This is a genomic window from Streptomyces venezuelae (assembly GCF_008642335.1).
GTDB lineage: Bacteria > Actinomycetota > Actinomycetes > Streptomycetales > Streptomycetaceae > Streptomyces > Streptomyces venezuelae_F.
Window position 1 is genome coordinate 3,841,221 of record NZ_CP029191.1, and the last position, 14,422, is coordinate 3,855,642.

14 protein-coding genes, 1 tRNA gene and 1 other RNA gene are annotated in these 14,422 nt (G+C 69.9%); 8 read left to right on the forward strand and 8 right to left on the reverse strand.

Translation table 11 applies throughout. The features are described 5' to 3' along the window. Positions 1 to 309 precede the first annotated feature (309 nt). Entirely contained in the window at positions 310 to 2,577 is a 2,268-nt protein-coding gene (locus DEJ49_RS17205) for a DNA polymerase III subunit gamma and tau (protein WP_150184936.1), read from the reverse strand. A gap of 45 nt (positions 2,578 to 2,622) precedes the next feature. Further along, an RNA gene (gene ffs, locus DEJ49_RS17210) (signal recognition particle sRNA small type) lies at positions 2,623 to 2,721 on the reverse strand. Between the two features lie 131 nt (positions 2,722 to 2,852). On the opposite strand from ffs, the gene DEJ49_RS17215 reads away from it, so the two are divergent. Next, a tRNA-Ser gene (locus DEJ49_RS17215) sits at positions 2,853 to 2,937 on the forward strand. A gap of 100 nt (positions 2,938 to 3,037) precedes the next feature. Here DEJ49_RS17215 and DEJ49_RS17220 read toward each other — a convergent pair. Next, positions 3,038 to 3,820: a GntR family transcriptional regulator gene (locus DEJ49_RS17220; RefSeq protein WP_150184937.1), complete on the reverse strand. Its 783-nt coding sequence runs from the start codon at positions 3,818 to 3,820 to the stop codon at positions 3,038 to 3,040. 98 nt (positions 3,821 to 3,918) lie between these two features. On the opposite strand from DEJ49_RS17220, the gene DEJ49_RS17225 reads away from it, so the two are divergent. The 3 genes from DEJ49_RS17225 to DEJ49_RS17235 are packed head-to-tail and all read left to right on the forward strand — an operon-like array spanning position 3,919 to position 5,226. Further along, on the forward strand, positions 3,919 to 4,350 hold the full coding sequence (locus tag DEJ49_RS17225) for an NUDIX hydrolase (protein WP_150184938.1): 432 nt from the start codon (positions 3,919 to 3,921) through the stop codon (positions 4,348 to 4,350). 46 nt (positions 4,351 to 4,396) lie between these two features. Next, a complete protein-coding gene (locus tag DEJ49_RS17230; RefSeq protein WP_150184939.1) occupies positions 4,397 to 4,828 on the forward strand; it encodes an ATP-binding protein in 432 nt (143 codons plus the stop codon). After that, entirely contained in the window at positions 4,822 to 5,226 is a 405-nt protein-coding gene (locus DEJ49_RS17235; RefSeq protein ID WP_223832872.1) for a hypothetical protein, read from the forward strand. Before DEJ49_RS17230 ends, DEJ49_RS17235 begins: the two co-directional genes overlap by 7 nt. Positions 5,227 to 5,336: 110 nt before the next feature. Here DEJ49_RS17235 and DEJ49_RS35965 read toward each other — a convergent pair whose 3' ends face one another. Further along, positions 5,337 to 6,437: a toll/interleukin-1 receptor domain-containing protein gene (locus DEJ49_RS35965; RefSeq protein ID WP_190329375.1), complete on the reverse strand. Its 1,101-nt coding sequence runs from the start codon at positions 6,435 to 6,437 to the stop codon at positions 5,337 to 5,339. Between the two features lie 179 nt (positions 6,438 to 6,616). After that, on the reverse strand, positions 6,617 to 6,991 hold the full coding sequence (locus DEJ49_RS17250; RefSeq protein WP_150184940.1) for an STAS domain-containing protein: 375 nt from the start codon (positions 6,989 to 6,991) through the stop codon (positions 6,617 to 6,619). Between the two features lie 296 nt (positions 6,992 to 7,287). Between DEJ49_RS17250 and DEJ49_RS17255 the strand changes: the two genes are divergently transcribed. Beyond that, positions 7,288 to 9,006 (forward strand): SulP family inorganic anion transporter, encoded by a 1,719-nt coding sequence (locus tag DEJ49_RS17255; RefSeq protein ID WP_150184941.1) that lies wholly within the window; start codon positions 7,288 to 7,290, stop codon positions 9,004 to 9,006. A gap of 24 nt (positions 9,007 to 9,030) precedes the next feature. On the opposite strand, the gene DEJ49_RS17260 is transcribed toward DEJ49_RS17255, so the two are convergent. Next, positions 9,031 to 9,408: an SHOCT domain-containing protein gene (locus DEJ49_RS17260; RefSeq protein WP_150184942.1), complete on the reverse strand. Its 378-nt coding sequence runs from the start codon at positions 9,406 to 9,408 to the stop codon at positions 9,031 to 9,033. A gap of 170 nt (positions 9,409 to 9,578) precedes the next feature. Here DEJ49_RS17260 and DEJ49_RS17265 point away from each other — a divergent pair, with 170 nt between their 5' ends. Then, a complete protein-coding gene (locus tag DEJ49_RS17265; RefSeq protein ID WP_150184943.1) occupies positions 9,579 to 10,415 on the forward strand; it encodes a YhjD/YihY/BrkB family envelope integrity protein in 837 nt (278 codons plus the stop codon). Positions 10,416 to 10,436: 21 nt separating this feature from the next. Here the strand turns inward: DEJ49_RS17265 and DEJ49_RS17270 are convergent, their stop codons facing one another. Beyond that, positions 10,437 to 11,921: a DUF2252 domain-containing protein gene (locus tag DEJ49_RS17270; RefSeq protein WP_223832873.1), complete on the reverse strand. Its 1,485-nt coding sequence runs from the start codon at positions 11,919 to 11,921 to the stop codon at positions 10,437 to 10,439. 144 nt (positions 11,922 to 12,065) lie between these two features. Between DEJ49_RS17270 and DEJ49_RS17275 the strand changes: the two genes are divergently transcribed. Next, entirely contained in the window at positions 12,066 to 13,388 is a 1,323-nt protein-coding gene (locus tag DEJ49_RS17275; RefSeq protein WP_150184944.1) for a diacylglycerol/lipid kinase family protein, read from the forward strand. Between the two features lie 15 nt (positions 13,389 to 13,403). On the opposite strand, the gene DEJ49_RS17280 is transcribed toward DEJ49_RS17275, so the two are convergent. Further along, positions 13,404 to 13,898 carry a hypothetical protein gene (locus DEJ49_RS17280; RefSeq protein WP_150184945.1) on the reverse strand — a complete coding sequence of 165 codons (495 nt, stop codon included), beginning with the start codon at positions 13,896 to 13,898 and terminating at the stop codon, positions 13,404 to 13,406. A gap of 202 nt (positions 13,899 to 14,100) precedes the next feature. On the opposite strand from DEJ49_RS17280, the gene DEJ49_RS17285 reads away from it, so the two are divergent. Next, complete coding sequence (locus DEJ49_RS17285) at positions 14,101 to 14,382, forward strand: hypothetical protein (protein WP_150184946.1); 282 nt, start codon at positions 14,101 to 14,103, stop codon at positions 14,380 to 14,382. Positions 14,383 to 14,422 lie beyond the last annotated feature (40 nt).

Sequence of the window (14,422 nt, forward strand, 5' to 3'; positions counted from 1 at the left end):
TTCGTACGGGCCACCCACTGGACGCGCGTCCCCCTCCTGTACGTTCCTCCAGTCCCCGGCACGTTTGGGCCTTCGGGTGCGGGCCCACTCCGGACTACCCCGCCGCTTCGCGCCGGATCACTCCCACCCACCCGCCCGTTCACCCCGCACCGTCCGGTGGGAGTAGGAGCGGGCACACCCACTCAAGGTCCAGGGGGGCCGGGTTCCTACCTCGTGGTGGCGGTGCCGGGTGAACGGGTGGGTGGGAGGGAGGCATCCGCCGCGAAGCGGCGGGGTCGGCGTCCTACCCGGCAATCCCCGTGCGGGCAGCTACTCGTTCGGGTACTCGTCGACCACCGTCGCGCCCAGCTCGCGCACGATCAGGTCATGCCCGGACAGCGCCGACTCGACCAGATCCGGGTCATCGTCCTCAGGAATGTCGTCCTCGGGCGAGATGTGCTCCCGTGACGGAGCCGCGGCCGGAGCAGGGGCCGGGGCGGGCTCCGGGGCCGGCGTGGGCGGTGAGTACGGAGCGGCGGCCGGGGGCGGAGCCTGCTGCTGCGGGGCCGCGGCGGGCCGCGGAGCCTGCGGAGCGCTGCCACCGAAGTTGCCGGCCGCGGGCGGAGGCGCCGAGCCCCCGGACGGGTCGACGATCGCCTCGACCTTCCACTGCACCCCGAACTGCTCGGACAGCGCCTGCCGCAACACGTCCTCGCTGCCGCTGCTCGCGAAGTTGTCCCGCGCGCCCGCGTTGACGAAGCCGATCTGCAGGGTCGTCCCGTCGAACCCGGCCACCTGGGCGTTCTGGCTGAGCAGGATCCACGTGAAACGGCGGCGGTTCTTCACCGCCTCCAGGATGTTCGGCCACAGGGAACGCGGGTCGGGCCCGCCCGTGGGTGCCGCGGCCATCGGGGCGGCCGGGGGCGGCGGGGTGGCAGCAGCCGGAGCGGAGGCCTGCGGGGCCGGAGCAGGGGCCGGGGCGGAGGCGGGCGCGCCGCTACCCGCGGACGCCGCCGTCGGCCAGCCGCCCGGGCGGGGCGCGGACGCCCCCTGTGCGGGAGCCGAAGCCGTGGGCCAGCCACCGGGCCGGCGCTCACCGGCGGGTTCGGCGGCGGGAGGAGTTGCGGGGGCAGCCGGAGCGGCCGGGGCAGCTGCGGGCGCCGGAGCACTCGCCTGCGCGGCGGGAGCCGGAGCGGGAGCAGGGTGTGCAGCCGGAGCTGAGGCAGGAGACACAGCCGGGGTCGGCCCCGCCTCAGGCGCCCCGCCGGCCCCCCGAACCGCCGCTCGCGCAGCCGCGGGTCCGCCCCCCGGAGGCACGGGCGGGCCCTGCGGGGCGGGCGGCATGGCCACGCCACCCTGCGGCCCGCCCGCGTGGGCCTCGGGCCCGGGAACGTACCCCATCGAGGGACCGGCCCCCTGCCCACCACCGGGCACGAAGTTCCCGCCGCGCTCCAGGCGCTCGAGGCGGGCCATGACGGAGCGCTCGTCGTCGTAGGCCGCCGGGAGCAGCACGCGCGCGCAGATCAGCTCCAGCTGGAGGCGCGGCGATGTGGCGCCCCGCATCTCGGTCAGGCCCTCGTTCACGAGGTCGGCCGCGCGGCTGAGCTCGGCGCCGCCGAAGACGCCGGCCTGCGCCTGCATGCGCTCGACGACGTCGACGGGGGCGTCGATGAGCCCCTTCTCGGCGGCGTCGGGCACGGCGGCGAGGATCACGAGGTCCCGCAGTCGCTCCAGGAGGTCGGCGACGAAGCGGCGCGGGTCGTTGCCGCCCTCGATGACGCGGTCGACGACCTCGAAGGCCGCGGCGCCGTCGCCGGAGGCGAAGGCCTCGATGACGGAGTCGAGCAGCGAGCCGTCCGTGTACCCGAGGAGGGACGTCGCCATGGCATACGTCACACCGTCCTCGCGGGCACTGGCGAGGAGCTGGTCCATGACGGACATGGAGTCACGCACGGATCCGGCACCGGCCCGCACGACCAGCGGGTACACGCCGTCCTCGACGGCCATGCCCTCGCGGCCGCAGACCTCGGCGAGGTAGTCGCGGAGGGTGCCGGGGGGCACGAGCCGGAACGGGTAGTGGTGGGTGCGCGACCGGATCGTGCCGATGACCTTCTCGGGCTCGGTCGTCGCGAAGATGAACTTGAGGTGCTCCGGGGGCTCCTCGACCACCTTCAGGAGGGCGTTGAAGCCCGCCGAGGTGACCATGTGGGCCTCGTCGATGATGTAGATCTTGTACCGGCTCGACGCGGGACCGAAGAAGGCCTTCTCGCGCAGGTCACGGGCGTCGTCGACGCCTCCGTGGGACGCGGCGTCGATCTCGATGACGTCGATCGAGCCCGGCCCGTTCCTCGCCAGGTCGCGGCAGGACTGGCACTCGCCGCAGGGCGTGGGAGTGGGACCTTGCTCACAGTTGAGACAGCGGGCGAGGATGCGCGCGCTCGTCGTCTTGCCGCAGCCGCGCGGGCCACTGAACAGGTAGGCATGGTTGACCCGGTTGTTCCGCAGCGCCTGCTGCAGCGGGTCGGTCACATGCTCCTGCCCGATGACCTCGGCGAACGACTCCGGGCGATAGCGGCGGTACAAGGCGAGAGACGACACGCATACGAGGTTATAGGCGACCACTGACAACCAGGACCGCGCGGAACGCAAAGCGCCCCTCACGCACCCGCCAGAGCCGACCTACCCTTGCTGCCTTCCGGCCCTGGGGGAGTTCAGTCAGATAGCGCCACGTGAGGGGCTGGCCCCCACACTAGCGGATCCCGGGCCGTGGAAGCGACGCCGGGAGGAACGGTTCCGCCCCGGGGACCTCCCCGGGCACCCCCCGAGTGGATCGTGTTCGCGAGCACTCCCCAACGTCTTGTATTGTTTGCGGCGGAGGATTCGCCTAGTGGCCTAGGGCGCACGCTTGGAAAGCGTGTTGGGGGCAACCCCTCACGAGTTCGAATCTCGTATCCTCCGCACTCGCCCGTCAGGGCAGATGAAGGCCCCGCCCGGTTCGCCGGTCGGGGCCTTCATCGTTCTCCGGGCCCGGACGGGCAGCGGTCTCTCGGACCAGCCGTCAGGTGGCCGGGAGTCGGTACGACAGGACGTAGGCGTCCGCCGCCATGACGGTGTCGCAGACCTCGACGGCCCGCCCCTCCGTGTCGTACGCGGTACGGATGAGGCTGATCACGGGCACACCGGAGGCCAGCCGCAGCGTCCGCACTTCGTCGGGAGAAGGCATCCGCGCCCGGATCTCCTCCTCGAAGCGGTCCAGGTGGTGACCGAGCTCTTCGAGGCGGGCGTAGATGCCGCCGGGGCCGGGGTTGGGGTCGGCGATCTGCGTGCCGCGTGCGATGTCGAGCGGGAGGTAGGAGGTGGCAAACTCGACCGGCCGCCCGTCGAGGAGATACCGCCGCCGACGCGCGAGCACCCGCCGTACGCCTCCGAGCCGCGTGGAGACGTCCTGGGTGGCCTTCTCCTCCTTGACCTCCAGGCTGTCCACGTCCGGGTGGCCGCCTGCGGCATCGGCCTCAATGAGGAAGGCGGACTTGCCCTGCTCGCGGTGGCGGCGGGAGAACCGGTCGGAGGCGAGCCGCCGCACGGGCTGCCGTGGCCGCACGAAGACGCCCCTGCCGTGCTCGGCGTGCACGAGCCCCTCGCCCTGCAGAATCGAGAAGGAGTTACGGACGGTCATCCGGGAGACCCCGTAGTGCTCGACGAGTTCGGCTTCCGAGGGCAGCTTCTCGCCCTCCTTGAACCGTCCCCGGTCGATGGCCTCGCGCAGCTGGTCGGCGATCTGCCGGAAGACCGCACGATCACTGGTGGGGTCGACGGCACCGAGCCGGCTCGGGAGCGACATCACATGTACTCCTTTAGATATCTAGACGAGTAGCTGAGCGCTGTTGCTACGGTGGGCAGCCTAGCCATCGGCGAGGTTCCGGGAAGAGAGCGAGGACCGTGAGCACGAACCGCCCGCACTCTGTCAGCGTTGCCGGAGTCATCGTCGACAACCGGGACCGGGCCCTCCTCATCAAGCGCCGTGACAACGGCAAGTGGGAACCCCCGGGCGGCATCCTCGAACGCGCGGAGACCATCCCCGAGGCCCTGCAACGCGAGGTCCTCGAAGAGACCGGCATCAAAATCGCACTCCCCGCGACCCTGACCGGCATCTACAAGAACATGACGGGCTTGATCGTCTCCATGGTCTTCCGATGCGAGGCCGCCGACGGTACGCCCACGCCCGGCGACGAGACCCGAGCTCTGCGCTGGGCGACCCGCGACGAAGTCACCGAACTCGCCGACGAGGCCTACGCGATCCGCGTCCTGGACGCACTCGACGCGACATCGCCACCGGCCATTCGCGCCCACGACGGCGTGAAACTCATCTAGCTCGAACCCGCTGCACATGGTGGCCCACCAGCACGAAGGAACTTGTATGCACGAGTATACGAGCAGTACCCGAGTCTGGACCTTCACCTGCCCAGGCCTCCCCGAGGAGGTCAGCCGAGCCCGACGCTGGACGCGCGACATCCTCCAAGGGTCGCCGCTGGCGGACGACGCCGAATTGATCGTGAGCGAGCTGAGCGCGAACGCGATCCTGCACACGGCCAGCGGCCGTCAGTCGGGCAGCTTCCATCTGGCGTTGGCGGTCTCGTCCCAGGCCATCGCGCTGTCGATCACGGACGACGGGGACGTGGAGACAGCCCCGAAGGCCGAGCATCCGGACGAGGAGGCGACGCACGGACGAGGTCTGGGCATGGTCAGCGCACTGGCCCACCGGTTGGTGGTGCGGAACAGCGACGGCGGCCACACGGTGACGGCGGAGCTCTTCACGGACGCACAACCTCCAGGCGGACACCCATGCTGAACGCCGACATGAGCGCCGCCGATCTCCAGCGCGGCTTCTGGTGCGAGTGCTGGGCGGAGGACCTCACGACTCCGGACCACCCGATGGTGAAGACAGCCTTCGGCGCCTACTCAGCGGCCCAGGCGGACGGCTGGCTCTCCACAGCGCTCCGGGTCATCACGAAGGAGCTCACCCCGGACGCCCCCACAGTTACGTGGGACTGGCTCTACGAAAGCCGCATCGACACCAGACGAGTACTCCTCAACTCCGAACCCCGCACGCTCGCAGTGACCTACGCAGGCATGCACGTGACGTGGACGATCCGCCCGGTACTCTTCCTACCGCTCGCAGACCACCAGAAGCCGGAACTCATGCCCTACGGAGCCCATTTAGACTCCGAGCCCCATGGACCCGGCTGAGTTACCACTTTCTCTACTGGTTCAAAGCGGCTCGCGTACCGCTCGCCGCGCGCGGCCCGGCTCCCCGGGCCGCCGCTCCTGTCTCCACACGCCACCGCTGGGCCACTGTGCTACGCGATGCTTCCCCACCGGTCGACAATACGCACGGCATCCTGAATTTTGGTGATCCCAATCCTGGCCGGCTTCAGAGCGTTCCTCAGGGGGGCGCTCATTACCTCAACGCCGGTCATCAATGCCAAAAAATTGGTGATCTCCGTCACCACTTCGCGAAGCTCCCCCGACCCCTGCGTGCTTCCAATCATATTCCTGAGTGTTTCCCGAGCTTCCGGTGCCTGAACTTGAGAAAGCTGCTTGACAGCGGAGTTCATGACCACATCGGCCTGTTCAGCTGTCGCGGCCAGTTGCAGTCCGGAATCGTGCAGTTTAACCGACGGCGCCTTCAGACGGCCAGCCATTTGGACTGACGCCGTCTGCAATTGTTGCGCTGTGATGCCGGGCATCACTTGTGTGAAGCTAGCTTGTACAATCTCGCCCCAGGAGTTGAGATCGTTCAGAGCCTGTTCGACCTGCTGTGTCAGTGTGAGAGCGTATCCGTTCAACTCCTCCATGGTTCCAAGAAAATCTTCGCCCTCATCGAGTTCACCCGAGCCGTCAGAGGCGGCAGCAACCCCTGATTCAGGCTCATGGGTGATGGTCTCGGCTTTAGCGATAACGCTTATCAAGTCGTCCGTGAGGACACTGATAGCCTTGCGCCACTCTCGAGTGCCTTGTCCAGCCAAGAAGGCCTCTTCGAGATCCTTGTACTGCAGAGATTCAATAACGGATACCTCGGGTATCGCATGCTCGGCCCTCATGCCTGCCGCGCCCGCAATCACCACCGGCAAAATCAGATATTTGGCATTCAACCGCTGCGCGGTGCCATGGAATGCATTTAGCTCATCTCTGCAGGCGGGTCGATTAAAGTACTGCATTGTAATGATTGGCATGAAGATAGATGCGTTTCTGAGCTCGCCATCGATCTGTGCTCTCCAGTCATCCCCCCACCCGATGCTCTCCCGATCGAAGAAGACTGATAGATCGTTACCCGTTTTCGCTGAGTAAAACCCTTTGAGGTCGTCAACGAAAGACTTAACTGCGTCGTCGAATAACTTATTGTCCGCGTGCGCGTAGCTGATAAAGAGTCTATTAACCTGTGCAATCTGAGTCGACATCACGCACCACCAGATATACGGGACTAAGGACTACTCTGCGTTGGCTGAGTGAGATGCGAGCATTCCAGATGGCCATGCGCCCGGCGACCGTTTTCTGAAAAAATCTTGGAAGGCCCGGACCGTTTCGACGGTCCGGGCCTTCGTCGTTCCCGGCACCCGTTTCGGCCCGCTCGGACCGTTCAGCCCGCCGCCCGTAAGCGTCCGCGTAGTGCGTCCTCCAACGTGGGGGCCGGGCGGAGGCGGGGGGTGAGGTGGAGGATGTGCAGCATGCGCAGGATGAGTGGGTGGGGGCAGACCAGGAGCAGGTCGCCGTCTCGTTCCTCCAGGCGGGTGCGGGCGCGGCAGAGCAGGGCCAGGCCGGAGCAGTCGAAGAACGTGGTCGGCGTGAGGTCGATGACGAGCAGCGTCTCGGGCGGCGTGGTCGCCGCGTCCAGGATCGGCAGGATCTTCAGGGCCGCCGCGATGTCTATCTCGCCGTGGAACTCCATGACGAGGTGGTCGGGGGCCCGGTGGACGCGCAGATGCCCGTCGGGGAGCGGAACGCCGTGGATCATGGCGGCATCCTCACTGCGTACGGCCCACCTCCAGGGGGCCGGATGGGCGGGTGGGACGAGAGCCACCGGGGTCCGGGGTGACGGTTCGGGCAGGCGTGGGGGGGCTGGGTGGGGGCAAGGGGTCGCTTTACCGGGTGATATGCCCCCGTCAAGGTGATGTCCAACATGCCGCTTGACAAAGTTTGTTCGTCAAGTCGCGGTGGGGGGAGCCGAGTTGGGGCGATCACCCCTGTGGGGTGATTCCGTGGGCCGGTGCCTCCGCGAGCCTGAGCGGGATTCGGGGCGGGGAGGCGTTCATGGGGGCCAGTGGGGGGCCATGCCGTGGTGGGCGGCTCGGGGCGGTGCTGGGTGCCGTGCCCGGAGTGCGTGCCGTCCGGACGTATCGGCGGGAGTGGCTGGGCAAGGACATCGTCGCGGGGGTCGTGCTGACGACGCTGCTCGTGCCGCAGGGCATGGCGTACGCCGAACTCGCGGGGCTGCCCGCCATCACCGGGCTCTACACGTCCATCCTGTGTCTGCTCGGCTATGCCGTGTGCGGGCCCTCGCGGATTCTCGTCCTCGGGCCCGACTCCTCGCTCGGGCCGATGATCGCGGCGACGGTGCTGCCGCTCGTCGCCGCCGACGGTGACCCCGACCGTGCCGTCGCCCTCGCCTCGATGCTGTCGCTCATGGTCGCGGGCATCATGATTCTGGCGTCTGCCGCCCGGCTCGGTTACGTCGCCGAATTGATTTCCAAGCCCACGATGATCGGGTACATGAACGGGCTCGCCGTCACCATCCTGGTCGGCCAGCTGCCCAAGCTCCTCGGGTTCAAGGTGGACGCCGACGGGTTGCTCGACGAGTGCGCGGCCGTCGCCCGGGCGGTCGCCGACGGCAAGGCCGTGGGGGCCGCCGTCGTCGTGGGGTGCGGTGGGATCGGCCTCATACTCGCGCTGCAGCGGTGGCTGCCTCGCGTGCCCGCCGTTCTCGTCATGGTCGTTGTGGCCATTGGTGCCGTGGTGGTGTTCGACCTTGAGGAGCGTGGGGTCTCGCTCGTGGGTGTGTTGCCCGAGGGGTTTCCGCCGTTCACCGTTCCCGACGTACGGTTCGAGGATTTTGGACCTCTGTTCGCGGGGGCTCTGGGCATCGCCGTTGTTTCTCTTGCCGACACCATTTCCAATGCCTCCGCCTTCGCCTCTCGTACCGGGCAGGAAGTGCGCGGGAATCAGGAGATGGCGGGCGTGGGCGCGGCCAATCTCGCCGCTGGGCTCTTTCAGGGGTTTCCCGTGAGTACGAGCGGGTCGCGTACTGCTGTGGCGGAGCGTGCCGGGGCTCGTACGCAGTTGACGGGGGTGGTGGGCGCCGGCCTCATCGTGCTCATGCTCGTGCTCGTGCCGGGGCTCTTCCGGCATCTGCCTCAGCCCGCGCTCGCCGCCGTCGTCATCACCGCTTCGCTCTCCCTGGCCGACCTTCCCGGCACGGTTCGGCTGTGGCGGCAGCGCCGGATGGAGTTCTTGTTGTGCCTCGCCGCGTTCCTCGGGGTTGCTCTCGTGGGGGTGCTCGAAGGGATCGCCGTGGCCGTCTCCCTTTCCGTGTTGAACGTTTTTCGGCGGGTCTGGTGGCCGTACGAGACTGTTCTCGGGCTCGTCGCCGGGCTTCCCGGGTATCACGACATCCGCTCGTATCCCGAGGCCGAGCGGGTTCCCGGGCTCGTCATCTATCGCTTCGACGCTCCTCTCGTATTCGCCAACGCCAAGACCTTCCGCGACGAGGTCACGCGGCTCTCGCGGGGCGATCCGGCGCCCGAGTGGATCGTGATCGCCGCCGAGCCCATGACCGACGTCGACACCACCGCCGCCGATGTCCTGGAAACGCTCGACGAGTCCCTCAACGCCCGCGGAGTGCATCTCGTCTTCGCGGAGCTGAAGGACCCGGTGCGGCGCAAGATCGAGCAGTACGAGCTCACTCGGACCATCGACGAGCGGCATATCTTCCCGACCATTGAGGCCGCCGTCGCCGCGTTCCGGAGTCGGTGACCCCCGCGGGCCGGTACGGCTCTGTCACATCGGCAGCGCGTGGTGCTTCGCCCGTGCGTACTCCGCCTCTGTGAGCGCGCCCGACTGGTGCAGCGCCGCCAGCCGCTCCAGCTCGCCCGCGCCGGCGACCGCCGACGAACCCATGGGGTCGTGGCCGAAGGCCGACATGCGGGTGGCCACGTTCCGGTTGCTCATCCCGGAACCCTGGCTGATGACGTAGAGAAGTACGCCGAGCAGGGGCAGGACGAACACGAGCAGCAGCCACAGGGCCTTGCGCATGCCGTTCAGATCCTCGTTGCGGAAGATGTCCACAACGATGTGGATGACGATGGCGAACCAGATCACCCACAAGAAGAAGATGAGCATGGTCAGGAAGACGTCGAACATCGGGTAGTCGTCCACGGCAGCCAGCCCTCCCGTTCGGTCCGGTCCCGTCGGTCCGGTGGGCATCAGCTTCGGGGGCGCCGGCCCGGGGGCGTATCACCCTTGCGGGGCGAACCCGCGTACGGCGAACCGCGCGACAGTGATCCCAGAGCGCGGGCCCGGCGTCACTGCTGCGAGGGGGCACCGTCATGCTGACCGCCACGCGCGCCCGGCCGCTGGCGGCCCGTGTCGTACGGCAGCTCGTGGGCGTGAACATCCTGGACCTCGCGACGCGGCTCGCCGCGCAGGCGTTCCTCGCCGCGCTGCCGATGCTCATCGCGGTCGCCTCGTTCTGCCCGCCCGGCTGGCGGCAAGAGCTGCGCAGGTCGCTGCGGTCCCTGTTCGGCTCGGGCGGGACCGAGGCGGCCATGCTCGACCAGGTGTACGCGGGCGAGCCGCAGGCGATGCACAGCTGGGGCACGGCGAGCGTGCTGGTCGCGCTGCTGTCCGCCACCGCCTTCTCCAGGGCGCTGCAACGGCTCTGCGAACGCTGCTGGCACCTGCCGGCCTCCGGCATGCGGATCCTGCTGTGGCGCTGGGCGGTGTGGCTCTTCGTCTGGCTGACGGCGCTGTTCTTCCAGGGGCTGCTGCACGACGGGTTCGGGGCGGGTCCCGTGCTCGGCATTCCGTTGCAGGCCGTCGGCGCCGTCCTCATGTGGTGGTGGACGCAGCACCTGCTGCTCGCGGGGCGCGTGCCGTGGCGGCCCCTGCTGCCGGGGGCGCTGCTCGCCGGGGCGGGGGTGGTCGCGTACTCGCAGGTCGCCGCGGTGTGGCTGCCGGGGGCGCTGCAGCGCAGCGTGGAGCGGTACGGGCCGCTCGGCTCGGTCTTCACGCTCCTGTCCTGGCTGATCGTCTTCTTCACGGTCGTCGCGGTCGGCATCGCGCTCGGTCAGGTGTTCGCGCAGGAGGAGCGGGTGCGGCGGCTCCTGCGCATCCCCGCCGTGCCGGTGGCGGACGGTGGGGGCGTCACGCCGACGACGCGGTGACCTCGCCGGTGCCGGTACGGGTTACGTCGATGACGACGCCGTGACCCGGCCGCCGCGCACCGCTTCGGACAGGGCGTCGTGGTCCCGCTCGTTCTGGTCGGCGTAGCGCTCGGCGAACTCCGCGAGCGCGCGGTCGAAACGGTCGGATCCGCCCAGGTACGCCGCGATGGCGATGCGGTCGCCGGAGCGGGCGTGCGCGCGGGCCAGGGTCGCCCCGGCCAGCCGACCGAACAGCCGCATGATTTTCGGAGACATGCCCTCGGCCTTGGGGATGGCTTTCCAGTCGCGCAACTGCCGTACGTAGAAGTCCCGTTCGCGGCCGTCGAGACCCGACACCCGCTCCCAGCCCAGGAACATGTCGCTGGTGGCCTGCATCAGACGCTGACCGGACACGACACGCTCCCCCTCGTTCGCGTACGCGCTGGCCTCGCAGTACGGGGCGAGCGACGACTCCTCGGCCTCCTTGGCCTGGAGGAACAGCGGGTCGCCGGTGTCCCGTCCGAGGAGCAGCAGCACCCAGCAGCGGGTCCCCACGCTGCCGACGCCGACCACCTTGCGCGCCATGTCGACCACCCGGTACTGCGCGAGCAGCGCGCGCCGGTCCGACGACAGCGTCAGGACGTAGTGGCTGATCAGTTCCCTCAACTGCTTCTCCAGGTCGGCGCGTTCGACCTCCGGGAGCAGGTCGGCGAGCGGCGTCACGAGCGGGGCGTCGGCGGCGATCCGCAGGTCGTCCCCGACCCGGTGGACGAGTTTCTCCAGGGACTGGAGGTGGTCGCGGCCCCTGGCCTTGGTGAGCGTGCGGGACAAGCGGCGCTGGGCGCGGGGGCGCAGCTCCCCGGCGAGCGTGCCGTAGAGGTCGTCGGCGTCGATCCGGGCGTACCAGACGTCGAGGTTGCGCATCCGGGCGAAGCCGCGCATCGCCTCCCGGTACGAGCACACCGTCTCGCGGATCACGCGGGACCGCTCCGGCGTGCCGAAGCCGTTGGCGCGGCCCGCGATGGCGAGGCTCGCCGCCAGCCGTTTGACGTCCCACTCCCACGGTCCCGGCAGCGTCTCGTCGAAGTCGTTGACGTCGAACATGAGGTGGCGCTCCGGGGACGCGAGGAGCCGGAAGTTGAGCATGTGCGCGTCCCCGCACAGCTGGGTGGTGAGGCCGGTCGACGCCGTCGTCGCCAGGTCCATCGCCATCAGGGCGGCGGCGCCCCGGTAGAAGCGGAACGGTGATTCGAGCATCCGCCCGTACCGGATCGGCACCAGCTCGGGCAGGCGGCGGGACGACTGGCGCTCCAGCACCTCGACCGGGTCGGTGCGGTCCCGCGCCGGGGCGAACTCGGCATGGGCGGAACGCGGCACCTTCGCGCGGGCCGCCCGGCCGCGGGCGGCGCGCTCCTGCGGAGTGGGATGGGTGTGCGGGTCCTGCTGTACGTGCCCGTGCTCATGTACGTACTGGTCCTGATGTACGTGCTGGTCCTGCTGTACGTCCCGGCCCTCGATCATGGCCATGACCCGCCCCTTCCCGGCCCTCCCGGCCCTCCAGGCCCTTTCCGGCGCCTCGCCCACTCAGCCGATCCTGCCGATGCCGGGGGCGGTGCCGAACCACCTTCCGGGGGTGAGGTGGGGCCCGTCCACGCCCTGCACCGTGTCGCCATGAGAGCGACGACTCCGACGACGACGCAGCGCCGCTGGCTGGCGCGGGCGTCCCTGGCATCGATCCTCGCCGCCGTGCTGACCCTCGGCGTGTTCGCCGGGGCGCGGACCTTCGGGCTGCTGGCCGTCGGCCTCGTCGGTCTTGTGCTCGTGGCCGCGGGGCTGTGGTGGAGCCTGGCCAAGCAGGGCGCCCTGCGGGTCCTGGCCGTCGTACTGACCGTCGGCGCGCCCGTGTGGGTCCTCGTCGCGTACACCCGCGCCCATCTGACCTGGGTCGCCGTCCTGGCGGTCGCCCTGTGGCTGCTCGCGGTCGCCACGGGGCGCGCGGCGCTCGTACGGGACGAGGGGGCGGCCGCGATGCCCGAGCATCCCGCTCCGCGCGTGCACCACCCCGTGCTGATCATGAATCCGCGCTCCGGCGGCGGGAAGGTGGGCCGTTTCGAACTCCCGGAGCGCGCCCGGTCCCTCGGCGCCGAGGTGCAGCTCCTGGAGTGGCACGACGAGGGCGAGGTGACCGACGTGACCGACATGGCCCGCAAGGCGGTCGCCGAGGGCGCCGACCTGCTCGGGGTCGCGGGCGGCGACGGGACACAGGCGCAGGTCGCCGAGGTCGCCGCCGCGCTGGACCTGCCCTTCCTGGTGATCCCCGCGGGCACCCGCAACCACTTCGCCCTCGATCTGGGGCTCGACAGGGACGACCCGTCGAAGGCGCTCGACGCGCTGCGGGACGGCGTGGAGCTCCACGTCGACCTCGGCAGCGCGAACGGCCTCCCCTTCGTCAACAACGTCTCCTTCGGCGCGTACGCCGAGGTCGTGGCGAGCCCCGCGTACCGGGACGACAAGACGCGGACCGCGCTGCGGCTGCTGCCCGACATGCTGGCGGGCCACCAGGGGCCGCGGCTCTCCGCGCACGCCGGACCCGTCGAGTTCGTCGAGCCGCAGGCGCTGCTCGTCAGCAACAACCCCTACGGGACGGGGGACATCGCGGGCCTCGGACGCCGGTCCCGCCTGGACGGCGGGGAGCTGGGCTGCGTCGGCGTCAGGGTCACCGGCGCCGCCCAGGCCGCCGGGCTGCTGCGCGGACGGCGCGCCGCCGGCCTCGTCCGCACGGACGCGGCGCACGTGGTCGTCGACGCCGACCAGGACCGGATCCAGGTAGGGGTCGACGGCGAGTCCGTGTCCCTGCGGGTGCCCGTGCACTGCGAGGTGCGGCCGCGGGCCCTGCGGGTGCTCGTGCCGCGCCACCGGCCGGGCATGCGCAGGGCCCGGCCGATGCTGGACTGGCGGCACATCGGGCGGCTGGCGGCGGGGCGCAGGCACTGAGGTACGGCGCGCGCGTCACCGGCGGGCGGGGTCGTCCGTGCCGTCCGCGTCGGCCACATCCTCCACGCCCAGCAGCTTGTGCGACACGGGGCGCGCGTACCGGACCAGGGACCAGATCACGAGGACGTCGAGCGCGATCATGACGACGCACCACACCGGGTAGTACGGCGTGAAGAAGTAGCACTCCAGCGCGCTCAGTCCCGCGACCGTCACGCCGACGGCACGCGCCCACAGGTACCCGCTGAGCAGGGTGAGCGCGGCGGCCAGGACGATCATGCCGATGATCAGGTGGAGCCAGCCCCAGGTGGTCACGTCGAGCGCGTAGGGGTAGTCGTCCGGCCGCGTGAAGAACCTGTCGTCGACGATCGCGGCGAACCCGGCGATCGAGTGGTAGCTGCCGACGATCGTCAGGACGCACACGGAGAACACGACGGTGGCGACCGCGAGCGGGCCCGCCTGAGACCCCTGCGGACCGGCCGCGGGCTCCTGCGGACGGGCGTGTTCGGCCATGACTGCACCCTCCTCATGCGGCGGAACTTCCGGTGGGACTTCCGGTGGGACCGGAGCGTGGTCCGGCCCGTCCGGGAGCGGTTCACCCCTGGCAGGCGAGATACGGGCCGGTCCCGAATCACAGTCACCTGGCCGGGGTGAGGCCCCGCGGTACAGGGCCGGAAGAATGGCCGCACGGGCAGGTATCGCAGGAGGTGATGCCATGGGCACCGATCGGCCGGGCGCGGGTACGGGGCGTTCCGAACCGCTCCCCGACGGCGGCAGGTTCGAGATCCGGGTGCGCGGCACACTCGGTGAGGGGCTCCGGTCCGCCTTCGCCGAACTCACGGTCACGCTGCGTCCCGCGGAGACCGTCATGTACGGGGGCGGCATCGATCAGAGCGCGCTGTACGGGATCCTCGACCGCATCCAGGCGCTGGGGCTCGAACTCCTCGAGGTGCGGGGCCTGCCCCCGCCGACGAGGGCCGAAAAGCCCTCCGGATAGGCCGCACGGACCCTTCCCGGAGCGGCGGGGAACGGCCACG

Excerpts from the sequence above, each read along its gene's own strand:
- DEJ49_RS17270 (WP_223832873.1), bottom strand. The coding sequence starts at position 11,921 with ATGGCCATGATCGAGGGCCGGGACGTACAGCAGGACCAGCACGTACAT.
- DEJ49_RS17275 (WP_150184944.1), top strand. The coding sequence starts at position 12,066 with ATGAGAGCGACGACTCCGACGACGACGCAGCGCCGCTGGCTGGCGCGG.
- DEJ49_RS17265 (WP_150184943.1), top strand. The coding sequence starts at position 9,579 with ATGCTGACCGCCACGCGCGCCCGGCCGCTGGCGGCCCGTGTCGTACGG.
- DEJ49_RS17285 (WP_150184946.1), top strand. The coding sequence starts at position 14,101 with ATGGGCACCGATCGGCCGGGCGCGGGTACGGGGCGTTCCGAACCGCTC.
- DEJ49_RS17250 (WP_150184940.1), bottom strand. The coding sequence starts at position 6,991 with ATGATCCACGGCGTTCCGCTCCCCGACGGGCATCTGCGCGTCCACCGG.
- DEJ49_RS35965 (WP_190329375.1), bottom strand. The coding sequence starts at position 6,437 with ATGTCGACTCAGATTGCACAGGTTAATAGACTCTTTATCAGCTACGCG.
- DEJ49_RS17255 (WP_150184941.1), top strand. The coding sequence starts at position 7,288 with ATGGGGGCCAGTGGGGGGCCATGCCGTGGTGGGCGGCTCGGGGCGGTG.
- DEJ49_RS17230 (WP_150184939.1), top strand. The coding sequence starts at position 4,397 with ATGCACGAGTATACGAGCAGTACCCGAGTCTGGACCTTCACCTGCCCA.
- DEJ49_RS17220 (WP_150184937.1), bottom strand. The coding sequence starts at position 3,820 with ATGTCGCTCCCGAGCCGGCTCGGTGCCGTCGACCCCACCAGTGATCGT.
- DEJ49_RS17280 (WP_150184945.1), bottom strand. The coding sequence starts at position 13,898 with ATGGCCGAACACGCCCGTCCGCAGGAGCCCGCGGCCGGTCCGCAGGGG.
- DEJ49_RS17235 (WP_223832872.1), top strand. The coding sequence starts at position 4,822 with ATGCTGAACGCCGACATGAGCGCCGCCGATCTCCAGCGCGGCTTCTGG.